Source organism: Pseudonocardia acidicola, from assembly GCF_012911935.1.
In the GTDB taxonomy this organism is placed as follows: domain Bacteria; phylum Actinomycetota; class Actinomycetes; order Mycobacteriales; family Pseudonocardiaceae; genus Pseudonocardia; species Pseudonocardia acidicola.
The window spans coordinates 21094-41965 of record NZ_JAAXLA010000018.1 but is presented as its reverse complement, the minus strand read 5'-3'; the positions used below and the strand labels follow the sequence as shown (position 1 = coordinate 41965).

23 protein-coding genes are annotated in these 20872 nt (G+C 72.3%); 21 read left to right on the top strand and 2 right to left on the bottom strand.

What is annotated here, in order from left to right:
• The first annotated feature begins 18 nt into the window (after positions 1-18).
• From mshA to HF526_RS12050, 5 genes are all read left to right on the top strand, one after another.
• Positions 19-1383 carry a D-inositol-3-phosphate glycosyltransferase gene (gene mshA, locus HF526_RS12070; protein ID WP_338051424.1) on the top strand — a complete coding sequence of 455 codons (1365 nt, stop codon included), beginning with the start codon at positions 19-21 and terminating at the stop codon, positions 1381-1383.
• Between the two features lie 15 nt (positions 1384-1398).
• A complete protein-coding gene (locus HF526_RS12065; protein WP_169381482.1) occupies positions 1399-1884 on the top strand; it encodes a type III secretion system chaperone family protein in 486 nt (161 codons plus the stop codon).
• A 206-nt stretch (positions 1885-2090) separates the two neighbouring features.
• Positions 2091-3668, top strand: a complete 1578-nt coding sequence (locus HF526_RS12060) for a 4-coumarate--CoA ligase family protein (protein ID WP_169381481.1) — start codon at positions 2091-2093, stop codon at positions 3666-3668.
• Positions 3669-4006: 338 nt separating this feature from the next.
• The gene (locus HF526_RS12055) at positions 4007-4777 is read left to right on the top strand and encodes a GntR family transcriptional regulator (RefSeq protein WP_169381480.1); all 771 of its coding nucleotides are present in this window, start codon (positions 4007-4009) and stop codon (positions 4775-4777) included.
• Between the two features lie 11 nt (positions 4778-4788).
• Complete coding sequence (locus tag HF526_RS12050; RefSeq protein WP_169381479.1) at positions 4789-5451, top strand: YdcF family protein; 663 nt, start codon at positions 4789-4791, stop codon at positions 5449-5451.
• On the opposite strand, the gene HF526_RS12045 is transcribed toward HF526_RS12050, so the two are convergent.
• Positions 5448-5642 (bottom strand): hypothetical protein, encoded by a 195-nt coding sequence (locus HF526_RS12045; RefSeq protein WP_169381478.1) that lies wholly within the window; start codon positions 5640-5642, stop codon positions 5448-5450. The two genes, HF526_RS12050 and HF526_RS12045, sit on opposite strands and share 4 nt — an antisense overlap.
• Positions 5643-6005: 363 nt before the next feature.
• On the opposite strand from HF526_RS12045, the gene HF526_RS12040 reads away from it, so the two are divergent.
• From HF526_RS12040 to HF526_RS34585, 4 genes are all read left to right on the top strand, one after another.
• Positions 6006-6374: an STAS domain-containing protein gene (locus HF526_RS12040; RefSeq protein WP_169381477.1), complete on the top strand. Its 369-nt coding sequence runs from the start codon at positions 6006-6008 to the stop codon at positions 6372-6374.
• Positions 6375-6448: 74 nt separating this feature from the next.
• Positions 6449-6790, top strand: a complete 342-nt coding sequence (locus tag HF526_RS12035; protein WP_169381476.1) for a helix-turn-helix domain-containing protein — start codon at positions 6449-6451, stop codon at positions 6788-6790.
• Between the two features lie 1054 nt (positions 6791-7844).
• Positions 7845-9005 carry a permease gene (locus HF526_RS34590; protein WP_239028584.1) on the top strand — a complete coding sequence of 387 codons (1161 nt, stop codon included), beginning with the start codon at positions 7845-7847 and terminating at the stop codon, positions 9003-9005.
• Entirely contained in the window at positions 9002-9838 is an 837-nt protein-coding gene (locus HF526_RS34585) for a methyltransferase domain-containing protein (RefSeq protein WP_338051423.1), read from the top strand. The genes HF526_RS34590 and HF526_RS34585 overlap by 4 nt, the downstream gene beginning before the upstream one ends.
• An 85-nt stretch (positions 9839-9923) precedes the next feature.
• Here the strand turns inward: HF526_RS34585 and HF526_RS12025 are convergent, their stop codons facing one another.
• Positions 9924-10433: a VOC family protein gene (locus HF526_RS12025; protein WP_169381475.1), complete on the bottom strand. Its 510-nt coding sequence runs from the start codon at positions 10431-10433 to the stop codon at positions 9924-9926.
• Between the two features lie 89 nt (positions 10434-10522).
• Between HF526_RS12025 and HF526_RS12020 the strand changes: the two genes are divergently transcribed.
• From HF526_RS12020 to HF526_RS11965, 12 genes are all read left to right on the top strand, one after another.
• The gene (locus tag HF526_RS12020; protein ID WP_338051422.1) at positions 10523-11044 is read left to right on the top strand and encodes a MarR family winged helix-turn-helix transcriptional regulator; all 522 of its coding nucleotides are present in this window, start codon (positions 10523-10525) and stop codon (positions 11042-11044) included.
• Between the two features lie 72 nt (positions 11045-11116).
• The gene (locus tag HF526_RS12015) at positions 11117-11707 is read left to right on the top strand and encodes an LpqN/LpqT family lipoprotein (RefSeq protein WP_169381473.1); all 591 of its coding nucleotides are present in this window, start codon (positions 11117-11119) and stop codon (positions 11705-11707) included.
• Positions 11708-11751: 44 nt separating this feature from the next.
• Positions 11752-12501, top strand: coding sequence for a phosphoglyceromutase (locus HF526_RS12010; protein WP_169381531.1), 750 nt, complete (start codon positions 11752-11754; stop codon positions 12499-12501).
• 146 nt (positions 12502-12647) lie between these two features.
• Complete coding sequence (locus HF526_RS12005; RefSeq protein ID WP_169381472.1) at positions 12648-13841, top strand: ATP-binding protein; 1194 nt, start codon at positions 12648-12650, stop codon at positions 13839-13841.
• A 14-nt stretch (positions 13842-13855) separates the two neighbouring features.
• On the top strand, positions 13856-14545 hold the full coding sequence (locus tag HF526_RS12000) for a response regulator transcription factor (RefSeq protein WP_169381471.1): 690 nt from the start codon (positions 13856-13858) through the stop codon (positions 14543-14545).
• Between the two features lie 80 nt (positions 14546-14625).
• Positions 14626-15636, top strand: a complete 1011-nt coding sequence (locus HF526_RS11995) for a Ppx/GppA phosphatase family protein (RefSeq protein ID WP_169381470.1) — start codon at positions 14626-14628, stop codon at positions 15634-15636.
• Complete coding sequence (locus HF526_RS11990) at positions 15633-16907, top strand: hypothetical protein (RefSeq protein ID WP_169381469.1); 1275 nt, start codon at positions 15633-15635, stop codon at positions 16905-16907. The genes HF526_RS11995 and HF526_RS11990 overlap by 4 nt, the downstream gene beginning before the upstream one ends.
• A gap of 4 nt (positions 16908-16911) precedes the next feature.
• Positions 16912-17802, top strand: coding sequence for a TIM barrel protein (locus tag HF526_RS11985; RefSeq protein WP_169381468.1), 891 nt, complete (start codon positions 16912-16914; stop codon positions 17800-17802).
• Positions 17803-17858: 56 nt separating this feature from the next.
• A complete protein-coding gene (locus HF526_RS11980) occupies positions 17859-18725 on the top strand; it encodes a proline dehydrogenase family protein (RefSeq protein WP_169381467.1) in 867 nt (288 codons plus the stop codon).
• Positions 18722-19573, top strand: a complete 852-nt coding sequence (locus HF526_RS11975; protein ID WP_169381466.1) for a thioesterase family protein — start codon at positions 18722-18724, stop codon at positions 19571-19573. The genes HF526_RS11980 and HF526_RS11975 overlap by 4 nt, the downstream gene beginning before the upstream one ends.
• 53 nt (positions 19574-19626) lie before the next feature.
• The gene (gene proC / locus HF526_RS11970) at positions 19627-20439 is read left to right on the top strand and encodes a pyrroline-5-carboxylate reductase (protein WP_169381465.1); all 813 of its coding nucleotides are present in this window, start codon (positions 19627-19629) and stop codon (positions 20437-20439) included.
• Positions 20440-20610: 171 nt separating this feature from the next.
• Positions 20611-20823 carry a helix-turn-helix domain-containing protein gene (locus HF526_RS11965; protein WP_169381464.1) on the top strand — a complete coding sequence of 71 codons (213 nt, stop codon included), beginning with the start codon at positions 20611-20613 and terminating at the stop codon, positions 20821-20823.
• The last annotated feature ends 49 nt before the right edge of the window (positions 20824-20872 follow it).

The following is a 20872-nucleotide window of genomic DNA, read 5'->3' as shown; positions in this document are numbered from 1 at the left end:
CGTGCTAGGAAAGGTTTCGTGAGCGGCGACTGTGCCGGCCGCGCCGTGGACGCGGTGCTGCCGAACCGGGTGAGCGTCCTGTCGGTCCACACCTCGCCGTTGGAGCAGCCGGGAACCGGCGACGCGGGCGGCATGAACGTCTACATCGTCCAGACCGCGCTGCGGATGGCGCAGCGTGGCGTCGAGGTGGAGATCTTCACCCGCGCCACGTCGTCCGAACTGCCGCCGGTGGTCGAGATGGTGCCCGGGGTGCTCGTCCGGCACGTCGCCGCCGGGCCGTTCGAGGGCCTGGGCAAGGACGACCTGCCCAGCCAGCTGTGCGCGTTCACCGCGGGTGTGCTGCGCGCCGAGGCCCGCCACGAGCCCGGCTGGTACGACGTCGTGCACTCGCACTACTGGCTCTCCGGGCAGGTCGGCTGGCTGGCCCGGGACCGGTGGGGCGTGCCGCTGGTGCACAGTGCGCACACCCTGGCCCGGGTGAAGAACGCCGCGCTGGCCGAGGGTGACCGGCCGGAACCGAAGGTCCGGGTGATCGGCGAGGACCAGGTCGTCGCCGAGGCCGACCGGCTGATCGGCAACACCGAGATCGAGACCCGCCAGCTCGTCGAGCTCTACGGCGCCGACCCGTGGCGGACCGTGACCATCCCACCCGGGGTCGATCTCGACCGGTTCCGCCCCGGTGACCGGGCCGCCGCGCGGGCCGCGCTCGGCATCGCCCCGGACGCCGTGGTGCTCGCCTTCGTCGGGCGGATCCAGCCGCTCAAGGCCCCGGACGTGCTGCTGCGGGCGGCCGCCGAGCTGCTGCGCCGTGAGCCCCCGCTGCGTTCGCGGCTGGTCGTGCTCGTCGCGGGCGGGCCGTCGGGCAGCGGCCTGGCCGAACCGACGGCGCTGCAGAGCCTCGGTGACTCGCTGGGGCTCGGCGGGGCCGACGGCGTCCTGCGGTTCCTGCCGCCGCAGTCCGGCGACGGGCTGGTCGACGTGTACCGGGCCGCCGACGTCGTCACGGTGCCGAGCCACAACGAGTCGTTCGGATTGGTGGCGCTGGAGGCCCAGGCCTGCGGGACGCCCGTCGTCGCGGCCCGGGTGGGCGGGTTGCCCGTCGCGGTGGCCGACGGGTCCTCCGGACTGCTCGTGCCGGGCCACGGCGCCGGCGAGTGGGCCGACGCCCTCGCCCGGGTCGCGCTCGTCCCGGCCCGGCGCGACGAGCTGGGGGCCGGTGCCGTCGAGCACGCGCGCGGCTTCTCCTGGGACCGCACCACCGACGCGCTGCTGGCCACCTACGCCGATGCGGGCGCAGAGTTTGTCGCCCGGCAGGAGCGGCTAAGCACGGGAGAGGCCCCAGCGCTGCAGGGCGGTGCGCTGGCGGGCATGATCGACCGCTGACGGAAGGGGCCCGGGATGGAGACCGACGAGCTCGACACGCGGGTCGAGGCCGCGCTGCGTGAGCTGGAGGTCGACTACCAGCGCCGCGAGCCGGGCCAGTTCCTGGTCACGCTGCCCGGGACGAACCGGTTGTCGACCCAGTGCTGGCTGCTGCTGCGCGACCACACCCTGTTCGTGCAGGCGTTCGTCTGTCGTCAGCCGGACGAGAACCACGAGGGCGTCTACCGGTTCATGCTGCAGCGCAACGCCCGGCTCTACGGGGTGCACTACGCGCTGGACCGGATCGGCGACATCCATCTGATCGGCCGGATCGGCCTGCACGCCGTCCACGCCGAGGAGCTCGACCGGGTGCTCGGCCAGGTACTCGAGGCCGCCGACGGCGACTTCAACACCCTGCTCGAGCTCGGCTTCGCGACCTCCATCCGCCGCGAGTACGCGTGGCGTTCCGAGCGTGGGGAGTCGCTGGCCAACCTGCGGGCGTTCGAGCACCTGTTCGCCTGATGGGCGTGCCGGGTTCCCCGGGCGGCCACGGGGCCGTCGAACCAAACGCGCAGCCTGATCGTTAGTCCCCTTCGTGCGCGCCTGCCTGGTGCCGTCGGCCTCGTTCGGAAGGCGGTTCTGTCCGATTTAGCATGAGCGCCACACCTACGGTGCCGATCACCACGATCGCGCCATCCCCGGTAGTGACAGTCGCAAGGGAGCGCCCGATGCCCATCCGCAGCCCGTACCCGGATGTCGAGATCCCCGAGGTCTCGCTGTTCGAGTTCCTGTTCACCGCCGGGTTCGGCGACCGGGCCGGAGCCCCGGCCCTGATCGACGGCGGCTCCGGGGCCACGATCAGCTACGGCGAGCTGGAGGCCATGGTCGAGAAGATCGCCGCGGCGCTCGCCGAGCGGGGGATCGGCAAGGGTGAGGTGGTCGGCATCTTCGCGCCGAACACGCCCTACTGGGTCGCCGCGTTCCACGGTGTACTGCGGGCCAACGCCATCGTCACCAGCGCCAACTCGCTGTACACCCCGGGTGAGCTGGCCCACCAGCTGAGCGACTCCGGAGCCAAGCTGCTGATCACGATCTCGCCGTTCCTGGACCGGGCGACGGCGGCCGCGAAGGAGGCCGGGCTGACCGACGACGCCATCGTCGTACTGGACGGCGCGGAGGGCTACACCTCGCTGCGCGACCTGCTCGGCACCACCGCCGAGCCGCCCGCCATCGAGGTCTCCGCCGGCGACACCGCCGTGCTGCCCTACTCCTCGGGCACCACCGGCCGGGCCAAGGGCGTCGTCCTGACCCACCGCAACCTGATCGCGAACCTCGCGCAGATCGAGCCGCTGGGCAACGTCGGCACCGACACCAAGATCCTCGCGGTGCTGCCGTTCTTCCACATCTACGGCATGACCGTGATGATGAACCAGGGCCTGCACAAGCGGGCCACCGTCGTCACGATGCCGAAGTTCGACCTGGTCGAGTTCCTGCGGATCGTCTCCGAGTACGAGGTCCAGCGGGTGTACATCGCGCCGCCGGTCGCGGTCGCGCTGGCCAAGCACCCCGTCGTCGACCAGTACGACCTGTCCTGCATCGACGTGATCTTCTCCGGCGCCGCCCCGCTGGACGCCGAGCTCGGGCATGCGGTGGCGAAGCGGCTGAACTGCACGGTGCTGCAGGGCTACGGGATGACCGAGATGTCCCCGGTGAGCCACTGCATCCCCGACGATCGCCCCGACATCGACCTCAACAGCTGCGGCTTCGCGGTGCCCAACACCGAGTGCAAGCTCGTCGACCCCGACACCGGCGAGGAGGTCGGGCCCGGTGGCCGCGGCGAGCTGTGGGTCAAGGGCCCGAACGTGATGGTCGGCTACCTGAACAACGAGGAGGCCACCGCGGCCACCCTCGATGCCGAGGGCTACCTGCACACCGGTGACGTCGCGACGGTGACCGAGGACGGCGTCTTCACGATCGTCGACCGGGTCAAGGAACTGATCAAGTACAAGGGCTACCAGGTCCCGCCGGCCGAGCTCGAGGCGCTGCTGCTCACCCACGACAAGATCGCCGACGCGGCGGTCATCGGGGTGCGCGACGCCGAGGGCGAGGAGGTGCCGAAGGCCTTCGTGGTGAAGCAGCAGAACGCCGCCGACCTGACCGAGGACGAGGTGATGAGCTTCGTCGCCGAGCGGATCGCCCCGCACAAGAAGATCCGCGTCGTCGAGTTCATCGACGAGGTGCCGAAGTCGGCGGCGGGCAAGATTCTGCGCAAGGACCTGCGCGCCCGGGAGAGCGCCGCGAGCTGATCGGCGCGACCAGCTGGAACGGCGCCGTGACCAGCGCAAATGCTTCCCGGGCCGAGTTCGGGTGTCTGTGAGGGTACGGCCCTTCCCGGGGTGATCTGGGGTCATCCACGGGACCGGTACGGAACGCGAGAGGGCCCCGACCTCCACAGTGGATTGTCCGCTGTGGACGGCCGGGGCCTTCGTCGTCTCGTCCACCTCCGTCGATCGGCGTCCGCCCCGTTGGCGCGACGCCATTAGGGCTACCTCTATTAAGTCAAGCGCCACGGCTCATGTCAATAGAAGTGGTTCTAAGTATCCGAGGCGGGTGCTCATCGCCGGTACCGCTAGCGTTATTCGGCATGGCAGTCACCGGGTATCGCGAGCTGGCCGCGCTGCTGCGCGACGCGATCCAGCAAGGCCGCTATGCGCCGGGCGAGACCTTGCCCAAGCAGGACGAGTTGGCCGCCGAGCACAACGTCAACGTCAAGACCGTCCGCAACGCCGTCGCCGTCCTGGAGGCCGAGGGCCTCGTGACGCCGATCCGTCGCCGGGGCACCGTCGTGCGCCAGCGGCCGCCCATGCGCCGGCTCGGCACGGAGCGCTACGCCAAGCGGAAGTGGAAGTTCGGCGACGTCGTCGCCTTCGCCGCGGACCGCGAGGCGTCCGGACGCGCGTGGGCACCAGCCGACCAGACCCAGACCGTCGCGCTGGTCGAGGCGGACCCTGAGGTTGCGGAGGCCTTCGGCATCGAGCCGGGCGCGCCGGTCTACGAACGGGCCCGCCTGGTGACCGACGACGGGCAGCCGACACACACGCTCACCAGCTACTACCTGCCCCAGCACGTCGAGGGCACGCCGCTGGTCGACCCGACCCCCGGCCCGGCCGGGCGCGGCGGCGGCTTCGCCGTGCTCACGCTGCAAGGCCTCGAACCCGACCACATCACCGAGTCGATCCACGCCCGGATGCCGACGCCGGACGAGGTCGAGCAGCTCAAGCTCCCCGCAGGTGAGCCGGTGATGATCCTGCACCGGCGCACCTACACCGCCGACGGCACGCTCGTCGAGTTCGCCCGCGGTGTCCACGCGGCGTCCCGGTTCTCGTGGTCCTACACCTTCGCGATCCCCGACTGAGGAGCACGCGCATGCCCGCCGTGGCGCTCCCCGAGGAGTATCGGGCCTATGTCGGCACTTTGTGGGACTTCAACCAGATGCACCACGACCCGCGCCCGGTCGACCTGGGAATCGGCCTCGGCAGTCACGACCTCGGCGTCGCCACCTACACCGCCGAGCTGTACCATCGAGGCCTGTTCCCGACCATCGTGTTCTCCGGCGCCAACGCCCCGACCACCGTCGAACGCTTCCCCCGCGGCGAGGCCGTGCACTACCGCGAGCACGCGTTGACCCTCGGTGTCCCCGACAGCGCGATCCTCGTCGAGCCGAAAGCCACCCACACCGGCGAGAACATCGACTTCACCCGCGCCCTCGTCGAGGACCGGGGCCTCACCGTCGGCTCCGTCATGCTGATCTCGCGCCCCTACCAGCAGCGCCGCGCGTACGCGATGTGCCGACTGCGTTGGCCGGACATCGACGTCGTCTGCGCCTCCCAACCACTGCCGCTCGACGACTACATCGAGGGCATCGGCGACGTGGACCGAGTCATCAACATGCTCGTCGGCGACACCCAACGCATCTGGGTGTACGCGGAGAAGGGCTGGGCCGCCCCGCAGGACATCCCCGAGCCGGTCCGCGACGCCTACGACCGGCTCGTGGCCGCCGGGTTCACCCGGCGCGTCATCCCGAGCTAGCCCGACACCTCACGGCCCAGCGCACGCAAGCCGGCCTCCACCACGTCGAGCGGCGCTACCGCGCCGACCCGCTCCCCGTCCCTCGTCAGCCACACGACGTCACCACGGGCCGCACTCTCGACGAACTCCGCCATCGCCAAGTCCAGCACCGACGCGTCGGCGTACGCCCGACGCTCACGAGACTGACCCACAGCGTGAGCGTATCTGCCGAATCCGGCTCTATGGGATCAAGGCGCGCCGCCTCCGGCGGCGCGCAGCGAGCCCGGCTCTGCGGCCCCGCTCGGCTCGCGCCCTCCTGCCTCCGGCCCGGGCGCGGCCGGCGTGACCGCCGGCCGGGCTCGCCTGCACATACGGGAGGCTGCCCGGCCCACTCCCTAGAACCAATCTGGCGGACGGGCATACACCGCTGCTCAACCCGCGTAGCGTGTAGCCCAGCGGTCCGGACACCCGAGGTCAGCCGTCGTCAAGGGCGAGCGCTGTTCGATCCGATCACTGGCCGGTTCTTCCAAGGAACCGCCGGGGAGCCCGAGCGAACAGCCGCGTGGAGGTGTCACGTGACACCGCAGAGGCCCACTGACCGGTTCGCCATCATCCATGACCAGCCCGAGGACGGTGTCCACCGGCTCACCCTGGCCGGCGGACTCGACGACACCGCCGTTACGAGCCTTCATGCCCTGGCCAGCGAACACCTGGCCGCCTTGCCACGACTGCTCGCGTTGGACCTCACCGACCTCGCCGGCCTGCCCCCCTCCGGCGTTCGCATCTTGGACGACATCGCCCGGTCGGCAGGGCGAGCCGACATCGCCCTCTGCCTGATCGCCCCGCCCCACCACCCCGTGCACGACGCTCTGGTCGCCGCCGAGCTGCGGGAGCTGTTCGAACTCCACCCCGACCTGCCCGCGGCGCTCGCCGCCATGCACTGACCAGTCATACCGTCGACCACCTCAGGAGCAGCGATGAGCTCACGAACACCCCCCAAGTCCCGGGAGCGTGGGGCGTGACCGCGCCCCCGTTCGACCTCCTCGACCTGCTTCCGCTCGACCACTGCGACGGCGAGGTCGGCGTCTACATCCACCACTGGCTGGGCCCGATGCTCGATTCCGACAACGAGCACGGGCGCCAGCTGGTCGCCACCTTGCGGGCCTACCTGGAGAACTGGGGTGACTACCGGCTGACTGCTCGCACGCTCGGCATCCACACCAGCACCGTCCGTTACCGGGTCCAGACCATCCGCGAGGCGCTCGTCGTGGACCTAGCCGAGGGTGATGCCCGGTTCAATCTCCAGGCTGCCATCCGCCTCCTCGGCTACATCGACGGCGACCGACACCCCCAGAGGTAACCGACCACCACCCGCGGGCTCCGCCCGCACCCGGCACCGCTTCAGAGATCAGGAAGGGGCGGCGGGGTGCTGATCTCCTCACAGCGCGCCGAGACGGCTACCGGACCGAGGGGCGGGCCACAAGGCGGGAAAGAGTGCCTTGCAGCCCACCCCTCGCCCCGGCAGGGCGGGACCCGCGCCGCGAGGAGATCAGCACCAACGGACACCGTGACGTCGAAGAACGACGTCAGAAGATGATCACCGCGCAGTCTCAGTTCTAGTCTCATTCGCCTGCGTCCAGCCCGGTTCCCAGACATTGATCAGCGCGCGGCGGCCGCAGGTCCAGACGCCCATGACACCCGTCGGACGAGCGGCAGCAGAGTTGTAAAGCGGGTGGGCGGCATGCTCCCTCGGCCGTTGATCGTCCACGCCGCACCGGCCGCGTCAAGGGCGGCTGCGCCGTCGCTGCGCGATGCCCTCCGGGCACCCTTGACCCGACCACCGCGACGAGCAGAGCGGCCAGTACGAGGGAGCGGGTGACGCTGCCTCCATGGCAGGGCTCGTCCGCCGGGCTGGTGGTGAAGTGGATTCTTTCGCTGTCGTACCGGACGCCATTCGGCAGTCGCGGTCGAGCTCGCGGAGTTCTCCCGGCGCCGGTCGCTCGCGTGCGGCCGATCAGCTCGGGCCGTGACGGCCCGATAGTGGGTTTCATGAGCGCACCGTCCAGCGCGTCGCCGACCGTGTGCCTCAACCCCACGATCCCGGCCTCCGCCGGCTGTTCGGCGAAGGCTGACGCCGGTGTGCCGCGAACTGGTGTCGGAATGCTGCATCAGCCCTTGTGCGGCCGCGGGTCGCGAACGCGTGAACCTCGCTGCGGTGACGAGGTCGCTGTTCTTGCTCGTCGAGAGCGTCCGATCCGGAATGTGCTGCGAGTGAATGCCAGGTCTCGCGGGCGATGAGGAGAAGGAGGCGGGCGCTGCCCGAATCCGGCACCACGTCCTGAGATCCGCACGCCGCGGTGGTACACCTGATCGGCATCCAGTCAATGGGGTCCTCGAACCAGGGGCGGCCGGACATGGCGGTGTTGGACGGGATCGGGCACGCGTTGGCGATCGGTGCCTCGATGGGCTGGGAGATCCTGTGGGCGCTGGTCCTGGGGTTCTTCCTGTCCGCCGTGGTGCAGGCGGTGGTCTCCAAGCAGGAGATCAGCCGGCTGTTGCCCGACGACTCCCCGCGCAGCATCGCCGTCGCCACCGGCCTCGGCGCGGCGTCCTCGTCCTGTTCCTACGCGGCGGTCGCCCTGGCACGAGCGCTGTTCCGCAAGGGTGCGCACTTCACCGCGGCGATGGCCTTCGCGATCGCCTCCACCAACCTGGTGGTGGAACTGGGGATCATCCTCGCGCTGCTGATGGGCTGGCAGTTCACCCTGGCCGAGTTCGTCGGCGGCCCGGTGATGATCCTGCTGGTGGCGCTGCTGTTCCGGCTGTTCCTCGACCGGCGGATCGTCGAGGCCGCCAGACGGCAGGCCGACCGGGGTGTGGCCGGGACGATGGAAGGGCACGCCGCGATGGACATGTCCGTCCCGCGGCAGGGTTCGATCTGGAAGCGGCTGGCCAGCCCGGCCGGGTTCACCGCCACCAGCCACCTGTTCGTCATGGACTGGGCCGCCGTGTGGCGCGACATCGTCGGCGGCCTGCTCATCGCCGGGGCCTTCGCCGCCTGGGTGCCCGACTCGCTTCTGAGGGTCTTCTTCCTCGACGCCCACCCGCTGGCCGCGGCGCTGTGGGGTCCGCTGATCGGCCCCCTGGTCGCGGTGATCAGCTTCGTCTGTTCGATCGGGAACGTGCCCCTGGCCGCGGCGCTGTGGAACGGGGGCATCAGCTTCGGCGGGGTGGTCTCCTTCGTCTTCGCCGACCTGATCATCATTCCGATCCTGCTGATCTACCGGAAGTACTACGGCACCGCCATGGCCGTGCGGATCTTCGGGTTCTTCTACCTCGCGATGGCCGGGGCCGGTTACGTGATCGAACTCGTCTTCCGCCCGCTGGGTCTGATCCCGGCCACACGCTCCGCCACGGTCACCGACGGCGGGGTCAGCTGGAACTACACCACCTGGCTCAACATCGCCTTCCTCGTCTTCGCCGCCGTGCTGGTGGTCCGCTTCGTGCGTACCGGGGGTGTTCCGATGCTGCGGATGATGGGCGGCGACCCCGGCCGGACCACGCACGGCCGGTGAGCGCCGACCGGCTGCTGGTCACCACCGACGAGAGGGGCCACGTGAGCTACCTGCTGGACAACCGGGCCCGCGCGGCGGGCAGGCGGTTCGAGGCGATCGCCGAGTTGTTCGACGCCTCGACGTTGCGCCATCTCGACGGCGTCGGCCTCACAGCGGGCTGGCGTTGCTGGGAGGTCGGGGCGGGCGGCCCGTCGGTGGTCCGTGCGCTGGGCGAGCGGGTGGGACCGGGGGGCCGGGTGCTGGCCACCGACATCGACGTCTCCTGGGTCGGCGCGGCGGCCGGGCCGACGGTGGAGGTGCGCCGCCACGACGTGGCCGCCGACGCCCCGCCCGCGGAGGTGTTCGACCTGGTGCACGCCCGGCTCGTGCTGGTGCATGTCGCCGACCGGGATCGGGCGCTGCGTCGCATGGTGGGGGCGCTGCGTCCCGGTGGGTGGCTGGTCGTCGAGGACGCCGACCCGGTGCTGCAGCCGCTGAGCTGCCCGGACGTCCGCGGCCCCGAGGAGGAACTGGCCAACGCGATCCGCACCGGGTTCCGGGCACTGCTGGCCGAACGCGGAGCCGACCTGGCCTACGGACGGAAGCTGCCGCGGCTGTTCCGCGAGGCCGGGCTCGTCGACGTCGGCGCCGACGCGTACTTCCCGCTCGCGCTGCCCGCCTGTGCCACGCTGGAGACCGCGACCATCGAGCACGTCCGCGAGACACTCGTGGCGGCCGGCATCGCGACCGCCGAGCAGATCGACCGGCACCTCGACAACGTGGCCCGGGACCGGCTGGACCTGGCCCAGCCGCCGATGATCTCGGCGTGGGGCCGGCGCCCTTCAGCGGACTGATCGGGCTGCGCTGATGCTGGGCGCGTGCCGCTCATGGCCGGCCGCATCCATCCGGGCTGTTCGTCGGCCCTTCTGCCGGCGCGGGTCAGCGCAGGGCGGGGACGGAGACGCCGACGCCGCCGCGGGTCTGTGCGCCATAGTGGGCGATCTCGGCGTCGAGGTCGAGCGGCCGGGTGGTGACCTCGATGGTGTCGGGCAGCAGGTCGGCCGGCACCAGCCAGCTGACCTCGAACTCGATGCCGTCGGGGTCGTGGGCGTAGAGGGCCTTGGTGCTGCCGTGGTCGGAGGCGCCGACCAGCGAACCGCGTTCGGCCAGTACCCCGGCGATGCGCTTGAGCTCGGCGAGGGTGTCCACCTCCCAGGCCAGGTGGTAGAGCCCGACGGTGGCGTGGCCGGCCTGCGAGGCGCCGGCCTGCGAACCGATCGCGAACAGCCCGAGATCGTGGTCGTTGGTGGAGTCCTCGGCCTGGAGGAAGGCGGCGCGGCCCGGAATGGAGACCTTGGTCCGGAAACCGAGGGCGTCGCGGTAGAAGGCGACGCTGCGGTCGACGTCGCGGACGTAGAGCACGGCGTGGTTGAGGCGCTGGACGGGCATCGGGACCCCCAGGGGATGTTGAAGATTCAACGGGCGACCTTAGCTCCAGACACATGAAAGTTCAAGTTTCTTCCCGTAGTCTCGGTCCCGTGGATGGCGAGACCCGGTGGCTGAACCCTGACGAGCGCGGTGCGTGGATGTCGTTCATCGCGACGGTGTCGCTGCTCGAGGCCGCGCTCGACCGGCAGCTGCAGCGCGACGCGGACATGCCGCACGCCTACTACCAGATCTTGGCCATGCTCTCCGAGGTCCCGGGTCGCGCGCTGCGGATGAGCGATCTCGCTGCCATCACGCAGAGCTCGCAGAGCCGGCTCTCGCACGCCGTCTCCCGGCTCGAGCGCAACGGCTGGGTCCGGCGCCGGCCCTGTCCCGATGATCGCCGCAGCACCTTCGCCGAGCTGACCGAAGCCGGGTTCGCCGCGCTCGCGGCGGCCGCGCCCGGGCACGTCCGCAGCGTCCGGGAGAACCTCTTCGACCAGCTCACCCCCGAACAGGTCGGCCAGCTGCACGACATCTGCCGGGCCGTGCTGTCCCGGCTGGCCGCCGCCCCCGGCGCCGTCCCGCTCCCCGGTGCCTGCGGCACCCCGACCCCGGAGGGCCCCGGCCGCTGAACAGCGGTAGCGGTCCCGGCCCCCGGGCGCGATCATGGCGGACCGGCTGTGGGTCGGGCGGGGGGAACCGACATGCGGAACGCACGGGCCGGCGTCGTGCCGGTCATCGCACTCACCGCGCTGCTCGCGCTGCTCGCCGGGTGCTCGGTCGCCGTCCGGGGGACCGCGACGCCCGCCCGCGGCGGCTCGGTCGCGCTCGCCCCGGCCCGCTATGTCGACGGTCAGCGGCGATTCTCGATCGTGCCCCCGCAGGGCTGGCGGCCCGACACCAGCGGCCGGGAGGGCACCGCCGTCTTCTTCCTCGCCTCCGACCCGGACACCGCCGCCGCCGGGCCCTTCGTCTCCAACATCAACGTCCTGGTGCTGCCCGCCCACGCCGACCTGGACGCGACCGTCGGCGCCGCCCGCGGCGAACTCGCCGGGCTGAACGCCTACCGCCTTCTCGACGACGAGGCGGCGACGCTGGCCGGGGGCCTGCCGGCGCACGTGCTCGGCGGCACCTTCACCCAGTCCGGCTTCGCGCTGCGCAACCTGCAGTTGTTCACCGTCTACCAGGGCTCGACGGTCGTGGTCACCGGCACCGCGCTGGCCGACCGGTGGGCCGGCTACGGCGCCCTCGTCGACGCCTCGCTGCACACGGTGATCGTCCCGGCGCCGGCGTGACCATCGCCGCTCGGCTGCCGGAAGTCCGCGGCCCTGCTGGCAAGCTGTCCGCCATGGGAACCCTGGTGCTGCTGCGACACGGGCAGAGTGTGTGGAACGCCGAGAACCTGTTCACCGGCTGGGTGGACGTACCGCTCTCCGACACCGGAGAGCAGGAGGCCCGCCGCGGCGGCGTGCTGCTGCGTGAGACCGGGTTGCTGCCCGACGTCGTCCACACCTCGCTGCTGCGTCGCGCCATCTCCACCGCGAACATCGCCCTCGACGCCGCCGACCGGCACTGGATCCCCGTCCGCCGTGACTGGCGGCTCAACGAGCGGCACTACGGCGCGCTGCAGGGCAAGGACAAGAAGCAGACCCTCCAGGCCTACGGCGAGGAGCAGTTCATGCTCTGGCGCCGCTCCTACGACGTGCCCCCGCCGCCGATCGAGCTCGGCACCGAGTTCTCCCAGGACGGCGACCCGCGCTACGCCGATCTCGGCGACGCCATCCCGCGCACCGAGTGCCTCGCCGACGTCGTCGCACGGTTCCTGCCGTACTGGGAGGAGGCGGTCGTCCCCGACCTGCGGGCGGGCAAGGTCGTGCTGCTCGCCGCGCACGGCAACTCGTTGCGCGCGCTGGTGAAGCACCTCGACGGCGTCTCCGACACCGACATCGCCGGGCTGAACATCCCCACCGGTATCCCGCTGCGCTACGACCTCGACGCCGATCTGCGCCCCACCAACCCGGGTGGGACCTACCTCGACCCGGACGCCGCCGCCGAGGCGATCACGGCGGTCGCGAACCAGGGGCGCTGAGGCCGCGACGGTCGGCCCGCGCGCCGTCCACCAGGATGAACGCGGCGTGAACGGCGGCGGAAATGTGACGATTCTCCGCGTCAGCAGTGTCACGCTAGGGCCTCTGGGCTGGCCCCCCGCCCTGCCGGGCTGCCTACGATGCGGCCGTGACCGCGCTGGCGTGCTTACTGCTGGCGGCCGGAGCCGGGGTGCTCGGCCTCGTGGTCGGCGTCCTGCTGGGCCGCCGGCGGGCTGGAGGCACCGCCCGACGGGGGGACGGGCGGAATATCCCGACGCTTGCCGAACTGCTGCAACGGGTTTTCCGCTCCTCCGGGGCCGGGCTCGCCGTGCTCACCGAGACCGGCGACGTCGTGCTGCGCAACCCCCGGGCCGCTGATCTGGGGGTGGTCCACGACGGCCGCCCGGACGCGCGGGCCTGGGCTGCCTGCCAGCAGGTGCTGCAGACCGGGTCGCCGCAGGAGGTCGACCTGTCCCCGCTGGAGTACCGCGGCCGCCAGCCCGCTGCGGTGCTCGCCCACGTGCGGCCGCTGGGTGACGGTTTCACCGTCGTCGAGGCGGCCGACACCTCCGACGCGGTGCGCCTCGAGGCCACCCGGCGGGACTTCGTGGCGAACGTCAGCCACGAGCTCAAGACCCCGGTCGGCGCCGTCGGGTTGCTGGCCGAGGCCGTGCTCGACGCCGCCGACGACCCCGCCGAGGTGCACCGGTTCGCCACCAAGATCCTCCAGGAGTCGACCCGGCTGGGCGCCCTGGTCACCGAGCTGATCGCGCTGTCCCGGCTGACCGGGGCCGAGCGGCTGCCCGAGCTCGCCGCCGTCGAGGTCGACGAGGTGGTCAGCGAGGCCCTCGCCCGCTGCCGGATCTCCGCGGAGTCGGCCGGCATAGAGATCACCGTGGACGAGCCGTCCGGGCTCGAGGTCGACGGCGACCGCACGCTGCTGGTCACCGCGCTGTCCAACCTGGTGGAGAACGCGATCGCGTACTCCCCGCGGGAGGCGTCGGTGTCGGTGACCCGCAGGCGCAGCGGGGACATGATCGAGATTGCGGTGACCGACCGGGGCATCGGGATCGCCCCCGAACACCAGAAGCGTGTCTTCGAGCGCTTCTTCCGGGTCGACCCGGCCCGTTCCCGGGCCACAGGTGGCACCGGACTGGGCCTGGCCATCGTCAAGCACGTGCTGGCCAACCACGGCGGCGAGGTGCGGCTGTGGAGCAGTCCGGGTACCGGATCGACCTTCACCATGCGGCTGCCGATGCGCGGCGCCGGGACCGAGACCGACGCACAGAGCGGTTCCGCCGAGCGGGCGCGGCCCGCCGAACTTCCCGACCGTGTCGGGTGAGCTGGGAGGATGAGATGACGAGAGTGCTGATCGTGGAGGACGAGGAGTCCTTCGCCGATCCGCTGGCGTTCCTGCTGCGGAAGGAGGGCTTCACCACCGCGGTGGCCGCAACCGGCCAGGCCGCGCTGGAGGAGTTCGACCGCAACGGCGCCGACATCGTCCTGCTGGACCTGATGCTGCCCGGGATGAGCGGTACCGACGTCTGCAAGGCGCTGCGCACCCGCTCCGCCGTGCCGGTGATCATGGTGACGGCGCGGGACAGCGAGATCGACAAGGTCGTCGGCCTGGAGCTCGGCGCGGACGACTACGTGACGAAGCCCTACTCCGCGCGCGAGCTGATCGCCCGGGTCCGCGCCGTGCTGCGCCGCGGCGGCGACGCCGGACCCGAGCCCGACGGCGCCACCGGTGTGCTCGAGGCGGGCCCGGTGCGGATGGACGTCGAGCGGCACGTGGTGAGCGTGAAGGGTGACGACGTCGCGCTCCCGCTCAAGGAGTTCGACCTGCTCGAGTACCTGTTGCGCAACGTCGGCCGGGTGCTGACCCGCGGGCAGCTGATCGACCGGGTATGGGGCGCGGACTACGTGGGGGACACCAAGACCCTCGACGTGCACGTGAAGCGGCTCCGGTCGAAGATCGAGGCGGACCCGTCGACGCCGAGGCACCTGGTCACGGTGCGGGGCCTGGGGTACAAGTTCGAGGCCTGAAATGCACCCCCAACGTGGCCATGGCCACCTCTGACGATCACATTCGGGACACGATCAGAACTCGGCAGTAGCCTGATCGCGTGCGTCTGGGTGTGCTCGACGTCGGGTCCAACACGGTTCATCTGCTCGTGGTGGACGCCCACCGCGGCGGACACCCCACACCGATGACCTCGGACAAGGACGAGTTACGACTCGCCGAGAACCTCGATTCCGCAGGTCGGCTGACCAAGGCGGGCGCCGACTCGCTGGTCCGGGCGGTGCACCGGGCGAGCGCATCGGCGGCCGAGGCCCGCTGCGACGACCTGCTGGCCTTCGCCACGTCCGCACTGCGCGACGCGACGAACTCGGCGGCCGTGCTGGCCCGGGTGCGCGAGGAGACCGGGGTGGCGCTGCAGGTGCTGCCCGGCGATGACGAGGCGCGATACACGTTCCTCGCGGTGCGCCGCTGGTACGGCTGGTCGGCCGGGCGGTTGCTGGTGCTCGACATCGGCGGTGGCTCGCTGGAGCTCGCCGCGGGCCGCGACGAGCACCCGGCCGCGGCGGCCTCGCTCCCGCTGGGTGCCGGTCGGCTGACCCGTGAGTGGTTCACCGGCGACCCGCCGACGCGCAAGGAGATCGCCGCGCTGCGCGAGAAGCTCGACGCCGACCTGGCCCCGGCGGCCCGCAAGCTGCGTCGCGCCGGCGATCCGGAGTTGGCCGTCGGGACGTCCAAGACGTTCCGCTCGCTGGCCCGGCTCACGGGTGCGGCGCCGTCGAGCGCGGGGCCCCGGGTCCGGCGCGTGCTCACCGACGTGGGTCTGCGTCAGCTCGTGGCGTTCATCAGCCGGATGTCCTCGGCGGACCTCGCCGAGCTCGAGGGGGTCAGCCCCAGCCGGGCCCACCAGCTCGTCGCCGGAGCCCTCGTCGCGGAGGCCGCGATGCGCGCACTGAAGGTCGAGAACCTGGACATCTGTCCGTGGGCGCTGCGGGAGGGAGTCATCCTCCGGCGGCTCGACACGCTCGATGGTTCGGCCCAAAAGGACCGTTCGGCGCAGGACTCGCCCGGATCACTTGGACGCTTGACGCCGTTCGAGGCACGGTGTACAGGATGAGTTCAGACACCGACCAGCCACGTCAGCGCACGGTCGCCGAGCTGCTCGCCGAGAACGGCGGCACCGGTTCGACCGGTCGCCGGCGTCGTCGCCGTGAGGCCGACGGGCCGGACGACGCTGCTCAGTCCGCAGATCGCCCCGCCGGGGCGGCCCCGCCGCGCCCCGACCGCTACCCGCCGACCCCCTCGGGCAGGCGCCGCTCGGCGTCGCCGCCGGACTCCGACCGGGCGCCGGGTCACCGCGGGGCGCAGGGCGCGGCCTCACCGACACGCGGGGGCGACCCGCTGGGCGGCGGCGGTGTGAGCAACAGCGCATTCCGCAACGGCGTCGCTGCCAACGGTGTCGCGGCCAACGGCGCCGCGCCCAATGGGGTAGTCCCGAACGGCGCCGCCCCGAACGGCGCCGCCCCGAACGGCGCCGCCCTGAACGGCTTCGGTCCGGCCGGCAACGGCTACGGGCGGTCGACCACCGTCGGCAGTCCGGACGGGCGACCGGCCTGGGCCCCCGAGCCCGCCCCGCCCTCCGAGCCACGGACCGAGCAGATGCCGCGCGTCCGTGACGGTCGCCGGCCCCCGATCGACGACGCCACCGGCCCGATCGACCGCTACTCCGCCGAGGCCACCACCGCGCTGCCGCAGCGGTCCGCGGAGGCGACCACCGCGCTCCCGCAGCGGTCCGCGTCCGGGCCGGCCCCGGCCGCGCCCCGGGACGCACGCGACCGCGACGACGCCGACGGCGGCCCGCCGACGATCCTCGGCGCGCCGCCACTCGGGGACCCCGACGACGAGGACCGGGCCCCCGAAGGTGCCTCGCCGCGGCGGGCGGCGATCTCGTACGACGGCGGGCCGCCGACGCAGGCCGCGCCGATGGACCTCGACGACTACGACGACGAGGACTGGGACGACCATCCCGCTGGCCTCGCCGACGACGACGCCGAGAAGGCCGATGAGGAGCCCGAGAAGGAGCCGCGGGGCCGGCTGGGCCGGGGCGCGGCCGGGCGCGAGGAGTCGAGCGGGTCGGCCTGGGCCGCGGTGTTCGCCCAGTGGATCGCCGGGGCCATCGCCGGCGCGACGCTCTGGGTCGGCTTCCGCTACCTCTGGTTCAACCTCCCGGTCGTGGCGCTGGCCGCCGCGGTGCTGGTCACCGTCGGTCTGGTGCTCGGCGTCCGCACCCTGCTACGTAACGACGACCTGCGCACCACGATCTTCGCGGTGCTGGTCGGGCTGTTGCTGACGGTGTCCCCGGCCATCCTCGTGCTGCTCGGCCGGTGACCGCGTGTCCTCGTCGTCCGCCGGCTTCTCGCCGGTCCCGCCGGTAGCCCTCTCGACCGCTTCGGTCTACCCCGAGCCGGCCCCGGCGGCGTTCGAGCTGGCCGCCGAGCTGGGCTATGACGGCATCGAGCTGATGGTCTGGTCCGACCCGGTCAGCCAGGACCTCCGGCTGGTGCGCCGGCTGTCCGAGCGCCACGGGGTACCGGTGCTCGCCGTGCACGCCCCCTGCCTGGCCATCACCCAGCGCGTCTGGGGATCCGACCCGATCGGCCGGATCCGCCGCTCCGTGGATGCCGCCGCGCGGCTGGACGCCCGCACCGTCGTGCTGCACCCGCCGTTCCGCTGGCAGCGCCGCTACGCCGCCCGGTTCGCCGACGAGGTGGCCCGCGCCGGCGCGCACACCGGCGTCCGGCTCGCAGTGGAGAACATGTTCCCGGTCACCCGCGCCGGCCTGCGGACCGTCCCGTACAGCCCCGGGTTCGACCCCACCGAGTCCGGCCACCGTCACTACACGCTCGACCTGTCGCACACCGCCGCGGCCCGTTCCGACGCACTCGCGATGCTCGACCGGATGGGCGACGGGCTGGTCCACCTGCACCTCGGCGACGGCACCGGCGCGCCCCGGGATGAGCACCTCGTGCCCGGCCGGGGCGACCAGCCGTGCGCCGAGGTCTGTGAGCGGCTGGCCCGCAGCGGCTTCGGCGCCGCGGGTGGCACGGTCGTGGTCGAGGTGAGCACACGGCGTTGCCGCACCCGGCACGACCGGGCCGCGATGCTGGCGGAGTCGCTGCTGTTCGCCCGGCTGCACCTGCAACCCACCGCCGCCCCCGCCGACCGGCCGGGCCCGCTCCTCGCCGCGGTCGTGCACCCCGCACCGACGGACCTCCGCCCGTGAACCCGCTGCGGTCGGTCATCCTGGCCGCAGCGGGCAGTGACAGGATCCGGCGCGCCATGACGGCCGCGCCCCCGACCCGGGCCGTGGTGAACCGCTTCGTGGCCGGTGAGACGACCGCGGACGCGCTGCGGGTGGCCACCGAGCTGGTCCGGGCCGGCCGGCGGGTGTCCCTGGACCACCTCGGCGAGGACGTCACCGAAGCCGGCGAGGCCGCGCTGACCGTCGAGGCCTACACCGAGGTGCTCGCCGCCCTGGCCGACGCCGGGCTGGCCGGCCGGGTCGAGGTGAGCGTCAAGCTCAGCGCGCTCGGCCAGACCCTGGACGAGGACCTCGCCGCCGAGCACGCCATGACGATCTGCGCCGCCGCCGAGACGGCGGGCACCACGGTCACCCTCGACGCCGAGAACCACACCACGACCGATTCCGCGCTGCGCGTGCTCGCCCGGCTGCGCACCCGCTGGCCGTCCGTCGGCGCGGTGCTGCAGGCCTACCTGCGCCGCACCGAGGACGACTGCCGGGCGCTGGCCGGCCCGGGGTCGCGGGTCCGGCTGTGCAAAGGGGCCTACGCCGAACCGGGGTCGGTGGCCTTCACCGATGCCGCGCAGGTCCGCGCCAGCTTCGCCCGCTGCACCGACGTGCTCCTGGGCGGCGCCGGGTACCCCATGTTCGCGACGCATGATCCGGCCTTGATCGCGCTGGTCACCGACCGGATCCGGGCCACCGGCCGGGGCCGCGACGACGTCGAGTTCCAGATGCTGCACGGGGTCCGCCCCGATGAGCAGCGGCGGCTGGTTGACGCAGGTCACACAGTGCGGATCTACGTGCCGTACGGGACGCAGTGGTACGGCTATCTCATGCGACGTCTCGCCGAGCGACCGGCCAACGCGGCCTTCTTCCTCCGTGCCCTGATCGGTCGCCGATGAGCGCCACACCGGACGTGCTGGCCGGAGCCGCGCCGTTCCGCGACGCCATCGGCCTCACCCCGCTCGGCGACGGCCGCTACGCCGCCGAACTCGGCCTGGTCTGGGCCGTGGGCACGAAGGCCCACGGCGGGGTGCTGCTGGTGCTGCTGGCGAAGGCCGCACTGGCCCGGCTGGACACCGAGACCGGCATCCAGGACCGGACGCCGGGGCTCGAGCCGCTCGCGATCGGCGCGGAGTTCCTGCGCGCCCCCGAGCCGGGGCCGGTGGAGCTGCACACCGAGGTGCTCAAGCTCGGCCGCACCGCGTCGGTGGCCGCCGTGCGGCTGATCCAGGACGGCAGGCTGATGCTCTCGGCCACCGTCACCGCGGGCCGACTGCCCGGGGACGCGCCGCGGTGGGTCGATCTGCCGGAGCTGCCGGCGGAGCCCCCGGCCGACGCGTTCGACCCGGCTGGTGACCGGACCACCCCGGCCACCGGGCTGGCCGCGGCCTGCGAGCTGCGCTTCGACACCGCGACCACGCCGTTCGCGGTGGGGAAGCAGGGCGCGCCGGTGATCCGCGGCTGGACCCGCCCGCTGGGTGAGGACCCCGACGTACTGTTCGCGCTGCTGGCCGGCGACATCCTCCCGCCGACGGTGTTCAACCTCGGCGGCGGCATCGGCTGGGCGCCGACGGTCCAGCTGACGGCGCTGCTGCGCGCCCGCCCGGCGCCCGGATGGCTGCGGCTGGAGTCGAGGTCGAGCACCGTCGCCGGGCCCTGGTTCGACGAGGACCTCACCGTGATCGACTCGGCCGGGCGGCTGATCTGCCAGGCCCGTCAGATCGCGCTGGCGCCGCTGCCCGGCTGATCGCCCGGTAGCGCAGCAGCGGGCGCCCGCGGGCCCGGACTACCGTCATCGGCATGACACGGATCGCGGTGCTCGGGGCGGGGAAGATCGGCGAAGCGTTGCTGGCGGGGTTGCTCGCGGCAGGCCGGTCGGTCGACGACCTCACGTTCACCGAGCGTCACCCCGAGCGCGCTGCCGACCTCACCTCCCGGCTCGGCGTGGCCGCCGCCGACGTGACCACGGCGGCCGCGAAGGCCGAGGCCGTCGTCGTCGCGGTGAAGCCGCAGGACATCGCGCCGGTGCTCGCCGAGCTGAAATCGGCCATCCGCCCGGGCACCCTGGTGGTGTCGCTGTGCGCCGGCCTGCCGACCGCCCTGTTCGAGGGCGGGCTGCCGGAGGGGACGCCGGTCGTGCGGGTCATGCCGAACACGCCGATGCTGGTCGGGGAGGCGATGAGCGCGATCTCCGCCGGCACGCACGCCACCGACGAGCACCTGGCCACGGTGGAGGAGATGCTGGGCGCGGTGGGCCGGGTGGTCCGCGTGCCGGAGTCGCAGCAGGACGCCGTCACCGCGTTGTCGGGCTCCGGGCCGGCGTACTTCTTCTACCTCGTCGAGGCCATGATCGACGCCGGGATACTGCTCGGCCTTCCGCGCGCGGTGGCCGCGGACCTGATCGTCCAGTCGGCGTTCGGGGCGGCCCGGATGTTGCGCGAGTCCGCCGATCACCCGGTGATCCTGCGCGAGGCCGTCACCTCGCCGGCGGGGACCACCATCGCGGCGATCCGCGAACTCGAGCGGCACGGGGTGCGGGCCGCGTTGATCGACGCGATCGAAGCAGCGCGTGACCGATCGGTCGAGCTGGGTCGCGCGGCGGAGTCCCGTTGACCCGATCGTTGTACAAGAAATCACCCTGACGCGCGGCTTGAGTCCTCGGCCGAGTGGAAGGCTTGTCGAAGTCGTCACAGGGGCACCGCTAAACTCAGGAGGAACACTGAGTTCTCGCCTCGGCCGTGGAGCCCGGGGTCGGGCCGGTGAGACAGGGAAGGCGGTGTTCGGATGCCGTCCGAGCAGCCCGAGCAGCTCAATCTCGCCCAGGTGCAGTTCCTCACCGTGGCCGAGGTCGCAGCGATGATGCGGGTGTCGAAGATGACCGTGTACCGGTTGGTGCACGGCGGCGACCTGCCGGCGGCCCGCGTGGGCCGCTCCTTCCGGGTACCGAAGCGTGCTGTCGAGGACTACCTGCGCAACGCCTACTTCGACGCCGGCTGACGCCGCCGCGTCCGTTGTCGGATCTCGCAGGTAGGATGCGAGATCGGTC